We start from the raw sequence: 17,134 nt of genomic DNA on the forward strand, positions 1-17,134 counted from the left end.
GCTATCTCAAAGCCCTTATCGGCGGCTCACCGGCCTGGCTCTTCGCCAGCAGCTCTGAGGTGGGTTGAAGCAGCCTTTACCTGAAAGACCTCTCAGCCTATGAGTCTTTCTCTCTTTCGGATTGCTTGCTCTTTTTTCCTCTTCATTGCTTAATATCATTTTAGGCTTATTATATATTATTGTGTCGATATCGTCAACATATTATTAGATTCATCAGAGCTGACTCTCAGCTTTTCTGTGGTAATTTGATACAAACAGGTACAATGCTGCAAATATGAGCCCAATTATTACCCAACCCCACCACCGGATCGCGATATCGGCTGAGCCCACTGCTGATGCAGCCAGAATCCCCCAAGGCCGTGTCAGCAGAGTAATAATAAAAAATTTGCTGAATTTTATCCTGCTTAGTCCTGCTACAATACAAATCGCGTCATCCGGGAAAAATGGAAGAAAGAATATTAGTGCAAGCAGTATATCTCCCTTGCGCGCAAGAAGGCGTCCATACTTATTTGCAATTTTGGGGCTGATAAATCTATCGGCAAAGGGCTTCCCCCATTTTCTTGCCAGCACAAATACCGCAATTGAACCGCATATTATTGCCGACACACTGATGAAAAACGCCTTCCACAAGCCGAATATCATCCCTCCTGCAGCTGAGCTTATATTGCTGGGTATTGGGGCAACAATAACGGATGCAAGCTGAATTATAAAAAAGGCTAAATCCGCCTTTGCTCCAAACCCGATGATATACTCCTTAAATGCTTCCAGCGATGTGATGATATCCAGAATACCGCTTGCTTTTATATATACTGCCGCCCCGATTAATCCTCCCATGATCCCCAAAAACCAATAAGCATATCTGAGCTTTTCCCCTTTGTTATTCATATAGCACTTAACCCCCTGATGCAGTTTCTCTCTATCATATAATGGTTCTCCCGCTTTCCAAAATGCTTCAAGTCACCTTTGAATACGATATTGCTCTTTATATCCAATAAGCTTTGAGGTCTGACCAGGTTGCCGGGCATATTTAAATCTGCAATGCCGCTTTGATTCAAAACATAATATACAAATTCAGAACATACAAAACGCTTATCTTCATATCTCTCCACATCAAATAAGTTATAGAACAATCCCTTATAATTGTATTTATAAAGATGACTCTTCGAGATGAATCCGCCAACCACGCTTTGAGCCTTTTCGTACTGCTGCTTTGAGACCTTAACCTCCAATACTATACAGGGCACTTCCTTCTGAAGCCTATAAAACCCATCATCTATATACTCCCTTTTAAACCTGCCTATAAAAGGATTGTATATGTATTTCCTTCCGAAGCTGTACATTTTGTTGAGGTCTCTGTCCAATGCTATTGAAGCATGTGTATATTCATCATTCATAAATAGTCTTATGAGCCTTGATAATACTGTATTTGTCCTGGTCAGAACAATATAAAGATGATTTTTGTCCATGATCGAGCAGCTCCTTTTTATGTGATGAATCCATTATGCAATACGGAGCTTAACAATCATTGAAGGAAATCTTAAGATTATCTTAACATTGTCTTACAATTTTGTTTCTTTACCGGCATGCATATTTAATGCATAAAAAATAAGCCATATAAATAGCTTATTTTACTTATCTATATATAACGTGAAAAAGTTTTTACAGCATAACAGCTATGTAGAATATTTAATGCGTTAATCTGAAAGCGGCCCCAGGGGCAGCCCTACGAAGAATCTTATGATGTTTCCTTCACACTCAGCCCAGATATCTCCATGATGGAGATCCACTATGTTTTTAGCGATAGCAAGACCGAGTCCTGAGCCTCCTGTACCTGCTGATCTGGACTTCTCCAGCCGGTAGAATCGATCGAAAAGATTATGCAGTTCATCTGATGGTATTGCATCCCCATTATTTTCTATGCATATAAGGACTTTGCCATTCTGACGGCATACCATTACCAGTATCTTACCTGGTTTATAAGAGTATCTGATAGCATTCATCAGAAGATTTTCGAAAGCTCTGGCTATTAAATCCGCATCAACACGCGCAATCATTTTTTCATTGGAAATTTGCTTCACAAATTCCAATCCATTTTCTTCGCCGACGGGAACCAGTTCCTCAACCAACTGTTCCAGCAGCTCGCTGATATTCACATCAGTGATATTCAACCTTACACCCTGGCCGGATATCTTAGTATATTCAAAAAGATCATCAATTAGTATTTTTAGTTTTTCAGACTTCCCATAAGCTATATTGATATACTCCTTCAACTGCTTGTCATTTTCATATTTTTTATCGCTGACCAGTTTTAAGTAGCCCATAATAGAGGTAAGCGGGGTTCTCAGGTCATGTGATATGTTGGTTATCAATTCATTTTTAGTTTTCTCCGCTCTTCGTTCTTCTTCTATTTTGCGCTTAAGCTCCTCTGCCATGCTATTTATATTATCAGCAAAAGAAGCCATTTCATCAGAGCCTTTGCTCACTACCCTGAAGTCAAGGTTGCCGGTTGATATGATCCGAAGCCCTGCGGCAAGCTCCTCTATATATTTCATCTTTTTTCTTGTAAACATCTGGAATGAGATAGCAAATACAGCAACAAAGGCTGCAACGCTCCCTAAAAATACCCCAAAACCTCCATTTTTTATATAGACTATATTTGATTCAGGTACCCCCATACCTATAACGTAAACCTTTGTTCGATTTACTTGGGACGGATAGAAACTGGAATACTCCAATGGCACCTCTTTGTAGTCCTGTTCAGTCCCCACACCTATTGCATTTTCAATTACGCTGTATAGGTCTATCTTAGTTTCTATTGCATTCCTTGATTTATAAAGCACCTTACCATCGACATCTGCAATTATTACTTTATAGTTATGCTCTCCAACAGAGTCATCAATAATTTCCTGAATAGCTTTATCATCCCACTGGAAAGAATAGTCTTGAGCCAATTGCTCCGCAATATACCTGACAGCCTCATCGATTTGATATTTGCCAAGATTATATTCTATACGAGCCTTTCTTGTATTGTTAACTAAAAAAGCAGACGTAACAGAACTGATTGTTATAGATAATAAAAGGCAAATAGTAAATGTCAAAATCAATTGCATGCGGATACTGGCCTTTATTCTACTGCGAATTGCTCGAAAAATCACGCCTAAAGGCCTAGATAATTGCTTTATCGGCCAAAGCAACTTTTTTATCAGCCAAAACATCGGCTTCATTAACCAAATCAATGGTTTTACCAACCAAAATGGTGAGAATCTAACTTTCAAATTTATAGCCTACCCCCCATACCGTTTTTATATATTGCGGTTTTCTTGGGTTCACTTCAATCTTCTCTCTTATTTTTCGGATATGAACCATGACTGTATTATCCGATTCATAATAATCTTCTTTCCAAACACTTTCAAATATTTTCTCTATGCTGAATACAATGCCTTTATTTCTGGCAAGCAATTCAAGAATATCAAATTCCCTGGGGGTCAGCTTCACCTCTTTGCCATCTACGATCACCTCATGGGTAGCAACATTTATGCTGAGATTGCCGATATCGATTTCATCCTTTTTCTTCTCGTTGGGTATATTAAGCCTTGTGTACCGCCTTAGCTGGGATTTGACGCGGGCGATAAGCTCCAAAGGGTTAAAAGGCTTTGTTACATAATCATCGGCGCCGGTACTAAGCCCCATGATCTTATCCATATCCTGGCTCTTAGCAGACAGCATGATTATAGGCATGTTTTTTTCTTCCCTTATCCTCATGCATGCCTGAATTCCATCCATTTTGGGCATCATAATATCAAGAATGATCAGATGAACTTCATTCTTTTTCAAAACTTCAAGGGCCTCCAGCCCGTCAGAGGCTTTCAGCACAGTATAGCCCTCATTCTTCAGGTATATTCCGATTAAATCACTTATCTCCTTTTCGTCGTCAACAATAAGCACAGTTTCTTTATTTGTCATAGTACTATCCCACCACCAGATTTATCAATCGTATGCTTTTTATAACAGCTGCTTTATATTATATAATAAATTTCTTAATAAAACCTTCGGGAAATATTAAGATTTTCTTAAGGCTTTAACTGCACGTGAGATCATGAATATTATTTTAACTTTGGCAAGAAGGTTTCTCTTCTTAATTTACTATAAAAAATTCTTGACCCATCCTATTTGAAAAAAATAAACCTTCGTCTCCACAATGAGACAAAGGTTGCGCTCGCGGTACCACTAGATGCCAAAATACTTATCATAATTTTCCTTTATGAAAATTTCTGCATGTTCAAAGTGAGCACTCATCGTATCTGCTGCGATTTTTATATTTCCGGCGCGATAATGCTCCAGTATATTTCTGTGTTGATTAATGGATTCCGCTTTACTGGTGTTATTGGAGTAATAACATTTTACTAAAATAGAACGTAAAGTATTATACCTTATATATATTTCTCTGAGCTTGCTATTGTTCGAGTGATCAAAAAATAGCAAGTGAAAAAGATAATCATAATATAAGTACTCGTCATCGTCAATGTATCTTTCTTGATTGATGATGGATTCTTCAAGCAAGGCAGATATTTCATCGATATCACCATTCTTTGCGGAAAGAATCACCGCATCCCTGCACAGCAACCCAATCAACTCATTGATCTCTAACGCATTTTCCAGGCTGAAGTCGATAATCTTAGCCCCTACCTTTGTAATCTCCTCAATCAGATTATCCTGATAAAGCCTGTTGATTGCATCACGGACAGGAGTGGAGCTGACCCCAAAACGCTCTTGCAATTCTCGATTCGTAAGCTTTTTACCAAACCCTATTTGATGATTGAGTATCTCCTCTTTTAACACATCATAAATCTGCTCAGATAAAGATTTTTTTATAATCTCTGCCATTTCAATCACTTACCCTAATCCGTCGTTTTTTTAATCATATAAAAATAAACCTATTTTGTCAAGACTCCTAAATCTTTAGCGGATGCCTGTCAATAAAGTATTTACACACCAAAAAATCTAATATATCACATATTCAATAGGCTGGTATGAATGCATCAAGCTATATAAGGACAGAGGCAAGATTAAGGGCCTGAAATTCACATATGAGCCTCCAATGCTCAGATTCTTAAGTGCCAGATTTGATATAGCCGATTACTATATGCCGTACTTGCTGGAAAAGCGATGGTAAAGCAGTTGTAATTATTATAGGGCTGTTTTAATCCAAATCATGTATGAAAAGTCCGCTTCTCAGCTTGGGCTCGAACCAGGTGGACTTGGGAGGCATGATTTCTCCTGCATCTGCAATAGCCATCAAATCTTCTATCGAGGTTGGATACATAGAAAAGGCCGCCGCCATTTCTTCATTTACCCTCTTTTCCAATTCCTCCAATCCTCTTATTCCTCCTACAAAATCTATTCTGTCATCAGTCCTAGGGTCTGTGATGCCCAGTATCGGATTCAAAAGATTATCCTGCAGTATGGATACATCGAGACTGCCTACTGCATCATGGGGATTAAAGGTCCCTTCCTTGGCGGTCAACTTATACCATTTATTATCAAGATACATACCAAAAGTATGCTTCTCATCAGGCTTATACCGCTCTTTGCCGGAGAACTTTTCCGCCATAAATTTTTCATTGACCTTTTCCATAAAGGCCTCGGCCGTATACCCATTTAAATCCTTTACAACTCTGTTATAATCCATTATCCTCAGTTCATTGTGAGGGAACAAAACCGCCAGGAAATAATTGAACTCTTCATCCCCTTTATAATCGGGGTTTTCTCTTCTTTTCATCCTGGCCACTTCCACGGCGGATGCAGCTCTGTGATGTCCGTCTGCGATATAAAGGTTGTCCAAACCGCCAAACAAGGATACGAGGGATTTTATGGTCTCATCATCATCAATAGCCCAAACCACATGCTCTATGGCGTCCTCTGAGATAAAGTCATATACAGGAGCATTCCCCTTCATCCATTGATCAATTATTTCAGAGATTTCTTCTTGGGCCCTATACATCAGAAATATCGGTCCCGTGTTTGCATTGCAATGCTTCACATGGTTTATTCTATCTTGCTCCTTATCTTTTCTAGTGTTTTCATGCTTCTTTATCCTGTTATTCATATAATCATCTGCAGAGACACAGCCCACCAGGCCAATCTGCCCATTACCATCCATTACCTGCTTGTATATATACAAGCTTTCTTTTTCATCCTTTTTCAGCCAGCCCTTTTCCTTCATAGCTTCCAGATTTTCTCTCGCTTTATCATATACTCTTTCATCATGGATATCTACAGATGGGTCAAGATCTACCTCCGCTTTATCTATATGAAGGAATGAATAAGGGTTTCCTTCAACCATTCTCCGAGCTTCTTCACTGTTCATAACATCATAGGGCAGCGCCGCTACCCTCGAAGCAAGCTCAGGTACCGGCCTTATTGCCCTAAAGGCTTTCAGCACAGCCATTTAATTCGCCCTCCTGCACAAAGTCCAAAATTATATTTACGATTTCCTCTCCGATCCTCTCCTGGGCTTCCATGGTAGATGCACCTATATGAGGAGTGCAGGATACCTTGTCATGGCTGCACAGCGGGCAGTTCTTTGCCGGCTCTTCCACGAACACATCCATTGCTGCCCCCGCCAGCTTGCCGGAATCGAGAGCCTCTATCAGTGCTCCTTCATCCACCACTCCTCCCCTGGCGCAATTTATTATATATGCTCCATCCTTCATTTTACCTATCTCTTCTCTGCCTATAACTGCCCTTTCCCCACTGTAAGGAACATGAAGGGTCATAAAATCCGAAACAGCCAGCAAATCGTCCATGGACAGGTATTTATATTCGGGGAATCCATTTATTTCTCCTGCAATATCAGTATATACCACATTCATTCCTAAGGCTTTTGCTTTTTTTGCCGTTTCCCTTCCAATTCTTCCAAATCCGATGACACCTAGTGTCTTGCCAAAGATTTCAATCCCTTCATAGGCTTTTTTGTTCCATTTCCCCTGCCTCATAGTAACATTTGAGTTGTGAATAAATCTGGCCAGGTTGAACATATGTCCTATTACCAATTCAGCCACAGATGCGCTGCTTGCATTGGGGGTATTCCTTACGATGATCCCCTTAGCCCTTGCATAATCCGCATCTATATTGTCAACCCCTACTCCGCCTCGTATGACAAGCTTTAATCTGCCAGTCTCGCAGGCAGCATCTATGACAGGTTTTCTGACCTTGGTGGCTGAACGTACTACCAAAACATCGAATTCTTTGATTTTTTCCATAAGCTCTTCCTGTTCATGATATTGTTCCACTACTTCAAATTTCATATCCTTCAGCTTTTCTACAGCTGCTTTTTCCATTCCATCCGCTACTAATATTTTTAACATTATTTTCTCTCCTCCCTTTCTTTATCAGTCTTGGATGAGCCTCTAGCCTCTAGATTAGGGGATTCCTCACAGATCTTTTTTGTAACCTTGAACGAGACTTCATTCACTGGAGTTTAAAACTTAACTAACCCCCTCCGTGTTAATCCGCGTTTTCCGTCCTCCCCGTTTCCCCTATTTGCCTAAAATATCATCTATCTCTTGTATCAGGCCCTTTACATCATCCAAGGTGTAATCCCCCATATGAGAGATCCTGAAGGTCTTTTCCTTTAAATCCCCATAGCCGTTGGATATTGCATATTCCCTGCTTCCTAGCTCCCTATTTAATGAAGCTACATCAATCCCCCTTGTGTTCTTTACGGTGGTCAGCGTATTTGAGGTATACTCTTCTTTGGGAAAAATCTCAAAATTCTTCTTAGCCCAGGCCCTTACATATTGAGCCATCTCTAAATGCCTGGCAAATCTTTTTTCAAGTCCCTCGGACAAGATCTTATCCAGTTGATAATCCATGGCATACATTATAGGTATTGCCGGTGTAGATGGATATTGATGATCCTTCTTCTGAATGTATTCATAAAGCTCCAAAAGGTCCAAATATACGCCCCTGTATTTTACCTGCTTTACCGCTTCTACAGCCTTCTTGGACATAGATGCTGCGGCCATTCCCGGAGGCATACCAAAGCATTTCTGAGTTGAAGTGATGCATATATCTACACCTAGCTTATCTACTTCAATCTTTGTTCCTGCCATAGAGCTCACCGCATCCAGGCACCAGATGACCTCCGGATATTTTTTCATCACCTTTGAAATCTCCTCCACCGGATTCATGACCCCTGTAGAGGTTTCATTATGTGTAATTGTGATCAAATCATACTTCCCGGTTGCAAGAGCTTCGTCCACCGCCTCTGGTTTAGTTGCTTCTCCCGGCTCAACGGTAAATTTGTCTGACGGCACATTGTTGGATGCTGCCATCTTGTACCAGCGGTCTCCAAAAGCTCCTACAGAAAATACAGCCGCTTTTTTCCTTGTGCACGATCTGATTGCCCCTTCCATCAGTCCGGAGCCTGAAGAAGTAGAAAGAAGGATTTGCTCCTTTGTATAAAAAACTTCTTGGAGCTTTTCACTTATACTCCTCTGAAGTATAGAAGCCTCCTTAGACCTGTGCCCTATCATAGGCCTTGTCATTTGCTCCAGCACATCCTGCTTTACATCAATAGGACCCGGAATAAATAGTTTTTTGTGCATTTTTCTGCCTCCCTTTTTAAAATAAAAAAATAAAAGTCTTTCATCCCCAAAGGGACGAAAGACTCTTCTTCCGTGTTGCCACCCAAATTAACCAATAGATCTTTTGGATATACTGAAGAAACCCATTCAGCGAAAAGTATCTATTGAAGCAAATCCATACTTTCCTGTGAGTTAAAAAAAGTCCTCCGTCCCATAAAAGGGACGAAAGACTTACTTCCGCGTTACCACCCAAATTGATCCAGTGATCCTCTCTATGCAGTGTAACGGCTGCCCCCGTTTTGCTCTTCGCAATCCCTCCAGGGTGGATAAGATAAAATCCCGGACCTGCTTGCACCAAACGCAGGCTCTCTCAACCAAGTGTTTATCATTTTCCCTGTCACCAGTTTTACCTATTTTGAATTATTATACACTCTCTTTTTTAAAAATGCAATAGGTAAATCGATAATTTTAAAAAAGATTGTGATGAATAAATCCATTGCTCAATGGGTAAAATCTATCTAGCACGATAGATTAAGCTCCTAAAATACAAAAGATGAGAAAATAAAAATAGCCCTACCCCCGGGGCTATTTTTATTGCATGCTTATCGCAGTATATAAAAATGATCCGAATCTGCACCAAATAGCATTCCCTGATGCTTTTTCATTACTTTTTGCTGGGCCCTGTCATATATATAAGTAGTGAAATCATCTTCATACAATTCATAAGCTATTATATTGCTGCCCAGCCCATAGACAGAATAAGTGAGGTTCCCTTGTATTACAGCCTCTATGTTATTATTCTTCAGATTTATTATATTTCCGTCTCCATATGCCATATATCCATTATCCTTATCATATTCTACCTTTCTTATTATCATGATGTCATCATTCAAAAGGCTTGGATTGGAAGCTTTGGTGGCTATCACCGCCGTCTTCTTTTCTTTTAAGCTGATACTATATACATTTGCTTCATCATTTTTCTGACTGTATCCTTCCGATATAATGATATCATTATCCTTCCACGAATATTTCACTGGAATCGGAAAGCCGTCGCTGCTGGTGTGATAGAAAATATCTTCCAACTTTTCTATGGTCTTGCCCTCCAGATCAATATAATAAATGTCTACCTGCTTGCTGTCCTTATCTTGAAAATCCTTATATTCAGATTTGAACACCCCGATCATGCTTCCGTCGGGGGATATCTCCGCTCCTATTATATAGTCCATTTTATCGGCGGCATATTCGAATATAAGCTTGCCTGGCTTGCCCTGCAGCACTTCTTCCACTGTATAGAGCCATATGCTTTTACTGTCGTATATCAAGAAGCTCTTGCTATCCGGCAGCCATTTGCATCCGAATATTATACTTTGCATATAATCCAACCCTCTAAGAAAATGCTTCTTAACGCTATTATCTCCAAGCTCAAGCAAAATAGGCTTTACAGGGAAGAAATCTCCACCATTATCAATAACCCTGTAACCAAAAGCATATTTGCCATCCGGAGATACTTCCTCCAGTTCGAGAATTTCATCCTCAATAGGCATATCTCCGGCAATATTGCCTTTGGCATCTATCTTTGATATCTCCTGGGTCTCTTGCACAAGGAACCCGAAAGCTTTATTCATTTCAATTTCCTTATATTCCTCACCCGTTGCTGTCTTTGCACCATTAAAGCTTATGGGGTAGGATTGTCCGGCTTGCATATCAGAAAAACGGACTGTAAGATTGCTGTCATCCTTCCAAGCGATTGCCACCTTTGCCATAAATTCTTCCGGCACATATTTGAAGCCGTCTAAAAAAGCCTCTTCTACACTTTTTCTGTTCATTGGATAATTGAAGGTGACTTCAAAATCCTTATCCTTTTCATCCAAAGTATAAGAGTTAAAGTCAAACCCCGAATCAGAACTTATTGTGGGATCATTTTTCAGCTTTATATATGCATTCACCTGCTTCTCTTTTTTTAAAGACAGGCTAATATCCTCAGCAAGTTTTCTCCCTTTATCATCGGCGATGCCTGCTTTCAAAGTTATTTTTATCTCATCGGGAAGATTCCCAGTCTCATTGAATTCAGCGGTTATTCTCGTCGTATCGATTTTGTCGCTATGTATGACGCTTGCCTTAGGGTTCACATCCCTGGATGAAACGACCAGATACTTTTTCAGATCCTCATCCTTTATATTTAGCTTGCCGTCAAACCAGAAATCAAGCCGAAATGGGTTGTCAAAGTACCCCTCCTGCTTCTCCTTCAAGGATATTTCTCTGCTCCCAACGGCCATGACTATCTCGAAGGGCTTCAATACTTTTTCTGTTTCATTGCTGCCGGGACCAGTTTCTATGTCCTTGCTGCAGCCGGTTAATAATATAATAGCTAAGATTAATGCTGTCAATCTCTTCAATATCTCTCACTCCCCTTTTTTATACTAAATGAAGTCCCATTCAAGGAACAGGGGTCCATAGCTGCAAAATGCGCATATTTGTGATTGCAGTATGTCCCCCGTTAACCTTAATTATTTCTATTTTAAGTTAGACTGATTTTAACGATTATTTGTTTCATTTGTCCTGCTCTGCCGTACCTTATCACTGAACTAGTGCGCCACCTAAGCTATTCAGCTTTTGGAGTATGCCCTGGAGCTCGTTTATTTTATCTCCGTACAAGGCCCAATTGCCTGCCTTCATAGCTTCCTGAGCCTGGTTAAAGGTATCATTGGCCAGTATTATAAGCTCTGCAACCGTATCGGCTTCTGCAATTGGCTGGTTTGCCGGCGGTTGAGCCGGCGGTGTTTGAGGCTTCTCCGGTACATTAAGCTCTTCTTCCTTCGGCAGCGGGAATATCCTGGCCAGAGATTTTTCCAAACTATCTTCCATAACTACTTGATTTCTGTAAAATACTATGACCTTCTTGAGCTCGGGCAATGCACTGGCATTGCTGGCCCTCAAATACACAGGCTCAACATATAGTATTGAATCCTCTATAGGAATGATAAGCATATTGCCCCTGATAACCTGGGAATTGCCGCCGGACTGGAGCAAATTAATGGCATTGCCTATGGCTACATCCTGGCTTATTATGCCTTCCACCTGCATAGGCCCCTCTATGATCTTACCCGAAGGGAAGGTATAGAGCTTAAGCTGGCCGTAGCTTTCTCCGTCATTTTTCACAGCAAACCAGGCTATCATATTGTTCTTTCCCTGAGGTGTATAGGGCACCATGAGTATGAACTCTTCCTTATCTGAGTCAGGAAGCTTCATGATAAGGTACGAAGACTCAACCAGCTGGCTTTCACTGCTTGCGCTGCTTGGTCCGTATATCTGAGTTGATATATCCCATATATCGCTTTTATTATAGAACTCTCTGGCATCCTTTATATGATATTTGCTGTAAATATCCGTCTGTATGTCAAACAGGGTCTGAGGATATCTCAGATGTGCCCTTAAATCATCGGACATGCTGCTCAGCGGCTTAAACATGGTTTTGAACACCTTGGCATAAGTGCTTAGTATCGGATCATCCTCATCAGCTGCGTAAAACTCTACGCTTCCGTTATAAGCATCTAATACAACCTTTACAGAATTTCTTATATAATTGTTGCTGGTGTTTTTGTTTATTGGCTGAGAATAAGGATATTTGCTGCTTAAAGTAAATGCATCGATGATCCAATATAGCTTGCCTTCGCTTACTACTATATATGGATCCTCATCATAAGCCAGAAAAGGCGCTATCTTTTTTACCCTTTCAATTATCTCTCTGTGAAGCAAAATTTTGCTTTGGGAGTTTATGTCCTGGGAAAGCAAAAAGTTCATCTTGCCTTGAGTCAGTGCCAGCATAATCCTATTTGGCAGCGTGAGCCTGATGCCTCCTGTGCCTTCATACAGAGTTTCTACATTGGCATTGCTTGCAGGATAGTCGAATTCCTTTTCCCTCGTATTTACAATTACAAAATCCTTTGTCAGCTCTCCAAAGTATATCTGAGGCCTGTCAACCTTTATATTCACCTCAGATGTAACCGGCATATCTCTTACAAAGAGCCTTGGCTGACCTGAAGGAGTTACCTCGTTTACAGGTGACATTGCCACCCCGTACCCATGGGTGTATTTGAGATATCTGTTAATCCAGGATGCAGTATTTCCTGCCTCCTGTTTCGGTATATTAGCACTTTGCAGTTCCCTGGAGGATATGAAAACCTGTCTATAGGTGCCATCGATCATATACCTGTCTATATCTATATCATTGAACTGATAATAGCTCTTCAAGCCTTGAATCTGATTATATATATCCTTTGCCGGTTTATAATCATTTACAGGGATATTGTCTATGGTTACTCTGTTTTCCTCAATGTCTTGCCTTACAAGGTTTTGAGCTACCCCAAACTCCTTTTCCTCCACCTTGTCAAGGCCGTAAGCATAATTAGTATAATCTATGTTATGCTGAATATATTTTTCTTCCTTTGCCGACTCGTTTGGAGTCACTATAAGGTTCTGTACCGCGGTGGATACAACTCCGGATAATAATATAGCCGCGACAAGGATAAGGGGGCCGAATATGGCTAGCTTAGGCTTTCTGCCTTTGTATGAAACCATAAAGGATATTGCAGTTATAATTGAAACAGCAATATATACATAGTAGAAGGGCAGACTCACACGGATATCGGTATATCCTGCTCCAAAGGCTATGCCCTTGGTAGAATACAATAATTCGAAGCTTCTGAGATAAAAACCGAAAGCCAGCAGCAGAAAAAATATCCCTCCCAAGAAGGATAGCTGCTTCCAAGCTGCGATCAATACATCCTTATAGGACACACTTCTTATTCGACGGACATTAAAACCATCCTCTATGCCTACATCCTGCTGTTTTGGAGAAATCAGCAATATGGCATTGAATACTAAGGTTATTATGGCAAAGAAAGCTATAATGCCCAGCAAAAATCCATAGAGCTTATTCAAGAACGGCAGCGTGAATATATAAAAACCGATATCGTATCCAAAAATCGGATCTTTTATATTAAATGCCGTTTTGTTGATAAATATCAAAAAATCATACCATACCTCTGTAACAAAGGCTATGGAAAATATGACGGAAATCAGACCTGAAACAATAATGAACACCCTGTTCCTTGTTTTGCTTTCCTGCGACGATAGTATTGCTCCGCTCCTCTTTATTGAATGAGCGTTGATAGATTTCATGAATACATAAAATAAAGCAAAATTAACTATCAAGGAAGGTATAAAAAATTTAATTTGAGTGAAGAGCTTTTTAAAAAATACTTCTCTGAAGCCCAACTCTCCAAACCACTGAAAATCGATTAAATAACCGGACAAAGTTGCAAATACGGCAATAACCATAACCAGCAAGATTAATATTATTGCAAGGCCCTTGAGCTTCCAAGTTCCTTTACCTTTCATCGTTATCCCTCCAAAAAAAGAATATGGCTCATGATAAGTAAATTATACAATCATAAGCCAAAATATTCAAACCTTTTGATAGCGTTTATAAATTGAATTTGCTGTAGGGATACCTCAGCTTCATCTGCTTCCCATGGAAAGTACTCGTATATCTTCTTTCTCTTGTACACGCACTGGAGCTTCTGAAGCTTCATTAGCATGCAACTTATTAATAACGGCTTATTTACTTATTTCATCCATACAGACTACTTTTTCTCTTTTTTGCTATAGCTATTATCTATTGGTTATTCATTGCTGCTTAAAAAGAAGCTGAATGATTTTACATCAATACTGTATTTAACTCGCAAGCCCTTGCACAGGATACAAAATGATTTGGAGATAGCTCCATTAACGGATTGTTTTGCTGTAAGCATACATCTTGTCTATGTGAGCATCTTAAAGCAAATCGACATCCTGGCTGCGGATTTATCGGTGAACTGATTTCACCTTTTAAAATATCCGGCTTTTTCTTATATTTAATTGACGGAACAGGAACCGCCGACAGCAATGCCTTTGTATAAGGATGATACTGGTTTTTAAACAGCTCCTTGCTCTCTGCAAATTCAAATGGAGTACCCATATACATTACAAGAATATTATCAGAAATATGCTTAACAACCGACATATCATGCGTGATAAAGATATATGTCAAGCCGAACTCCTCCTGAAGATCCTGCATCAGATTAAGAATTTGAGCTTGAATTGAAACATCAAGCGCTGAAACAGGCTCATCACATACAATGAGCTTAGGCTCAAGTGCCAAAGCACGTGCAACGCCTACACGCTGTCTGCGTCCGCCGTCTAGTTCGTGAGGATAGCTGTTGGCAATACGTTGTGATATACCTACGGTATCCATAAGCTTTCTTACCTGCTTATAGGTTTCCTCTTTGCCGGCATATTGTTTATAGATTAGCAAAGGTTCGGCAATTATCCGTTCCACCGTCATACGTGGATTAAGAGATGAAAATGGATCCTGAAAAATCATCTGCATTTCTCGTCTTAGGCTTTTTAACTGGCTTTTGCTTGGATGTGTAACATCCTTGCCTTCAAAGAGAATCTTTCCGTCAGTGCTTTCGAGAAGATGAATAATTGTACGCCCTAAAGTTGACTTCCCGCATCCTGACTCTCCAACAACCCCCAAAGTTTTGCCCTTTTCAAGCTTAAAGCTTACTCCATCAACTGCATGCAAAGTTCCCTTGGGTGTATTAAAATATTTCTTTAGATTTTCAACCTCTAACAAGATACTCATTTTTCAGTCATCTCCTTCCCTGCCCTATAGCATTTCACAAAATGTCCAGGCTCTACCTCGATAGTTGCAGGTTTTTTCATCTTGCAACTATCCATTCTCTGACTGCATCTTTCCATGAAATTACATCCAACTGGAAGATCGGCAGGGTTAGGCATCATCCCAGGAATAGGTTTCAAACGCTTCACATCGTGATCCAGACTCGGAAGGGAACCGAATAAGCCCAATGTGTACGGATGACAGGGATTATTGAATATATGCTCAAGCGTACCATATTCAACAATTTCTCCTGCATATACAATTGCAACCTTATCGCAGGTTTCAGCAACAACACCCAAGTCATGAGTGATGAGCAGCAAAGATGTATTCATTTTTTCTTTGAGATTCACCATCAAATTAAGAACCTGCGCCTGAATTGTTACGTCCAAAGCAGTCGTCGGCTCATCGGCTATAAGCAGTTCAGGATTACAAGCCAAAGCAATTGCAATTATAACACGCTGCTTCATGCCGCCTGAAAATTGGTGTGGATACTCCAAATAGCGTTCACCGGGAATGCCAACCGACTCCAAAGCCTGAACAGCACGGCGGGCAGCTTCGGTACGGCTGACCTTGTCATGTAGGCGAATCATCTCGGTAATCTGATCGCCAACCGTTAAAACAGGGTTTAAGCTGGTCATAGGGTCTTGAAAAATCATACTGATTTTTTCACCGCGAATTTTACGCATCTCTTTATCGGAACATTCCATTATATTTTTTCCGTTGAAGATTATTTTCCCGCTTACTATTTTTCCTGGAGGATCAGGTATAAGCCTTAAGATGCTGAGTGCAAGCGTCGTTTTACCTGCACCTGTTTCACCTACCAGACCAAGTGTTTCACCGCGATTGAGAGTAAACGAAACATTATTTACTGCCTCTACAACCTCATTCTCTACCACATATTGAACTGTTAAATTATTTATTTCCAGCAATTTTTCCTTCATATTTCACACCTCAATGTTTTAGACGAGGGTCCAATGCATCACGAAGACCATCGCCAAATAGGTTGATCCCATAAATTGTTATCATGATAGCAAGCCCCGGAAAGGTAATAATCCATGGATAATCACGAATGTAAGTCCTTCCCACACTAAGCATCGCACCCCACTCAGGTATGGGCTGCTGCACACCGAGACCGATAAAGCTGAGGCTTGATGCGGAAAGTATGGCTTTAGCGACACTCATAGTAGCTTGTACAATTACTGGTGCTAAACAATTGGGCAAAATATAACGGGTGATAATTCTAAAGTCACTTGCACCGTTGGATACCGCAGCTTCTATAAACTCTTGATTTATTACTGACAAAACTGCACTTCTCACTATTCTGGCATGCCCTGGTATGGCGCCGATTGCAATTGCAATAACCAGATTGTTAACACTTGCGCCAAGAGCCGCCATAACTGAAATTGCAAGCAAGATATTTGGAATAGCCATCCAGATGTCAATAAAACGCATTAGAATATTATCTACATTTTTTCCGTAATAAGCGGCATAAGCACCTATTATCGTTCCAATGGTAACCGATAGTACAACAGCTGAAAACCCAACGCTCAACGAGATACGGGCGCCATATAAAACTCTGACCAAAATATCACGCCCATATTGATCTGTACCGAAAATATGTGAGGCACTCGGTGCTATAAAGCGATTCCTCAGATTTTGAGCATCGTAACCTTCGGGAGCAACCACACCTGCAAAAATTGCTCCCAAAACAACAAGAATGAGCAAAGCTAGCCCAAACATGGCAGTTTTGTTGCGCTTTAGGCGTTTCCATGCTTGCGACCACATACTGTTGTTTTTCCTTTTTGCATCAGTATTTTTCATC

Annotated in this window: 13 protein-coding genes and 1 other annotated feature; all 13 genes read right to left on the minus strand. The window is 40.4% G+C overall.

What is annotated here, in order from left to right; all coding sequences use genetic code 11:
- Window positions 1–213: 213 nt before the first annotated feature.
- Entirely contained in the window at window positions 214–885 is a 672-nt protein-coding gene (locus tag AC4HCY_RS01600; protein WP_323432541.1) for a TVP38/TMEM64 family protein, read from the minus strand.
- Window positions 882–1,466 carry a hypothetical protein gene (locus tag AC4HCY_RS01605; RefSeq protein ID WP_491095245.1) on the minus strand — a complete coding sequence of 195 codons (585 nt, stop codon included), beginning with the start codon at window positions 1,464–1,466 and terminating at the stop codon, window positions 882–884. Before AC4HCY_RS01605 ends, AC4HCY_RS01600 begins: the two co-directional genes overlap by 4 nt.
- A gap of 228 nt (window positions 1,467–1,694) precedes the next feature.
- Window positions 1,695–3,275: a sensor histidine kinase gene (locus AC4HCY_RS01610; RefSeq protein WP_491095246.1), complete on the minus strand. Its 1,581-nt coding sequence runs from the start codon at window positions 3,273–3,275 to the stop codon at window positions 1,695–1,697.
- Entirely contained in the window at window positions 3,265–3,963 is a 699-nt protein-coding gene (locus tag AC4HCY_RS01615) for a response regulator transcription factor (RefSeq protein WP_323432998.1), read from the minus strand. Before AC4HCY_RS01615 ends, AC4HCY_RS01610 begins: the two co-directional genes overlap by 11 nt.
- Window positions 3,964–4,227: 264 nt before the next feature.
- Window positions 4,228–4,884 carry a GntR family transcriptional regulator gene (locus AC4HCY_RS01620; protein ID WP_323432997.1) on the minus strand — a complete coding sequence of 219 codons (657 nt, stop codon included), beginning with the start codon at window positions 4,882–4,884 and terminating at the stop codon, window positions 4,228–4,230.
- Between the two features lie 316 nt (window positions 4,885–5,200).
- Window positions 5,201–6,448, minus strand: a complete 1,248-nt coding sequence (locus AC4HCY_RS01625) for a DUF1015 domain-containing protein (protein ID WP_491095247.1) — start codon at window positions 6,446–6,448, stop codon at window positions 5,201–5,203.
- A complete protein-coding gene (locus tag AC4HCY_RS01630; RefSeq protein WP_323432995.1) occupies window positions 6,426–7,367 on the minus strand; it encodes a D-2-hydroxyacid dehydrogenase in 942 nt (313 codons plus the stop codon). The genes AC4HCY_RS01625 and AC4HCY_RS01630 overlap by 23 nt, the downstream gene beginning before the upstream one ends.
- Window positions 7,368–7,538: 171 nt before the next feature.
- The gene (locus AC4HCY_RS01635; RefSeq protein WP_491095248.1) at window positions 7,539–8,609 is read right to left on the minus strand and encodes a pyridoxal-phosphate-dependent aminotransferase family protein; all 1,071 of its coding nucleotides are present in this window, start codon (window positions 8,607–8,609) and stop codon (window positions 7,539–7,541) included.
- A gap of 194 nt (window positions 8,610–8,803) precedes the next feature.
- Window positions 8,804–8,998, minus strand: a binding site (T-box leader).
- 192 nt (window positions 8,999–9,190) lie between these two features.
- Complete coding sequence (locus AC4HCY_RS01640) at window positions 9,191–10,984, minus strand: hypothetical protein (protein WP_491095249.1); 1,794 nt, start codon at window positions 10,982–10,984, stop codon at window positions 9,191–9,193.
- Between the two features lie 181 nt (window positions 10,985–11,165).
- A complete protein-coding gene (locus AC4HCY_RS01645) occupies window positions 11,166–13,988 on the minus strand; it encodes a UPF0182 family membrane protein (protein WP_491095250.1) in 2,823 nt (940 codons plus the stop codon).
- 319 nt (window positions 13,989–14,307) lie between these two features.
- Entirely contained in the window at window positions 14,308–15,276 is a 969-nt protein-coding gene (locus AC4HCY_RS01650) for an ABC transporter ATP-binding protein (protein WP_323432991.1), read from the minus strand.
- Window positions 15,273–16,253, minus strand: coding sequence for an ABC transporter ATP-binding protein (locus AC4HCY_RS01655; protein ID WP_491095251.1), 981 nt, complete (start codon window positions 16,251–16,253; stop codon window positions 15,273–15,275). The genes AC4HCY_RS01650 and AC4HCY_RS01655 overlap by 4 nt, the downstream gene beginning before the upstream one ends.
- A gap of 10 nt (window positions 16,254–16,263) precedes the next feature.
- Window positions 16,264–17,133, minus strand: coding sequence for an ABC transporter permease (locus tag AC4HCY_RS01660; RefSeq protein ID WP_323432989.1), 870 nt, complete (start codon window positions 17,131–17,133; stop codon window positions 16,264–16,266).
- Window position 17,134: the final 1 nt, after the last annotated feature.

Source organism: Lutispora sp. QWL-02 (assembly GCF_058315355.1).

Bases quoted from the DNA above. Each gene is read 5' to 3' on its own strand.
- AC4HCY_RS01645 (WP_491095250.1), bottom strand. From the start codon at position 13,988: ATGAAAGGTAAAGGAACTTGGAAGCTCAAGGGCCTTGCAATAATATTA.
- AC4HCY_RS01600 (WP_323432541.1), bottom strand. From the start codon at position 885: ATGAATAACAAAGGGGAAAAGCTCAGATATGCTTATTGGTTTTTGGGG.
- AC4HCY_RS01650 (WP_323432991.1), bottom strand. From the start codon at position 15,276: ATGAGTATCTTGTTAGAGGTTGAAAATCTAAAGAAATATTTTAATACA.
- AC4HCY_RS01625 (WP_491095247.1), bottom strand. From the start codon at position 6,448: ATGGCTGTGCTGAAAGCCTTTAGGGCAATAAGGCCGGTACCTGAGCTT.
- AC4HCY_RS01605 (WP_491095245.1), bottom strand. From the start codon at position 1,466: ATGGACAAAAATCATCTTTATATTGTTCTGACCAGGACAAATACAGTA.
- AC4HCY_RS01635 (WP_491095248.1), bottom strand. From the start codon at position 8,609: ATGCACAAAAAACTATTTATTCCGGGTCCTATTGATGTAAAGCAGGAT.
- AC4HCY_RS01620 (WP_323432997.1), bottom strand. From the start codon at position 4,884: ATGGCAGAGATTATAAAAAAATCTTTATCTGAGCAGATTTATGATGTG.
- AC4HCY_RS01660 (WP_323432989.1), bottom strand. From the start codon at position 17,133: ATGAAAAATACTGATGCAAAAAGGAAAAACAACAGTATGTGGTCGCAA.
- AC4HCY_RS01655 (WP_491095251.1), bottom strand. From the start codon at position 16,253: ATGAAGGAAAAATTGCTGGAAATAAATAATTTAACAGTTCAATATGTG.
- AC4HCY_RS01630 (WP_323432995.1), bottom strand. From the start codon at position 7,367: ATGTTAAAAATATTAGTAGCGGATGGAATGGAAAAAGCAGCTGTAGAA.
- AC4HCY_RS01615 (WP_323432998.1), bottom strand. From the start codon at position 3,963: ATGACAAATAAAGAAACTGTGCTTATTGTTGACGACGAAAAGGAGATA.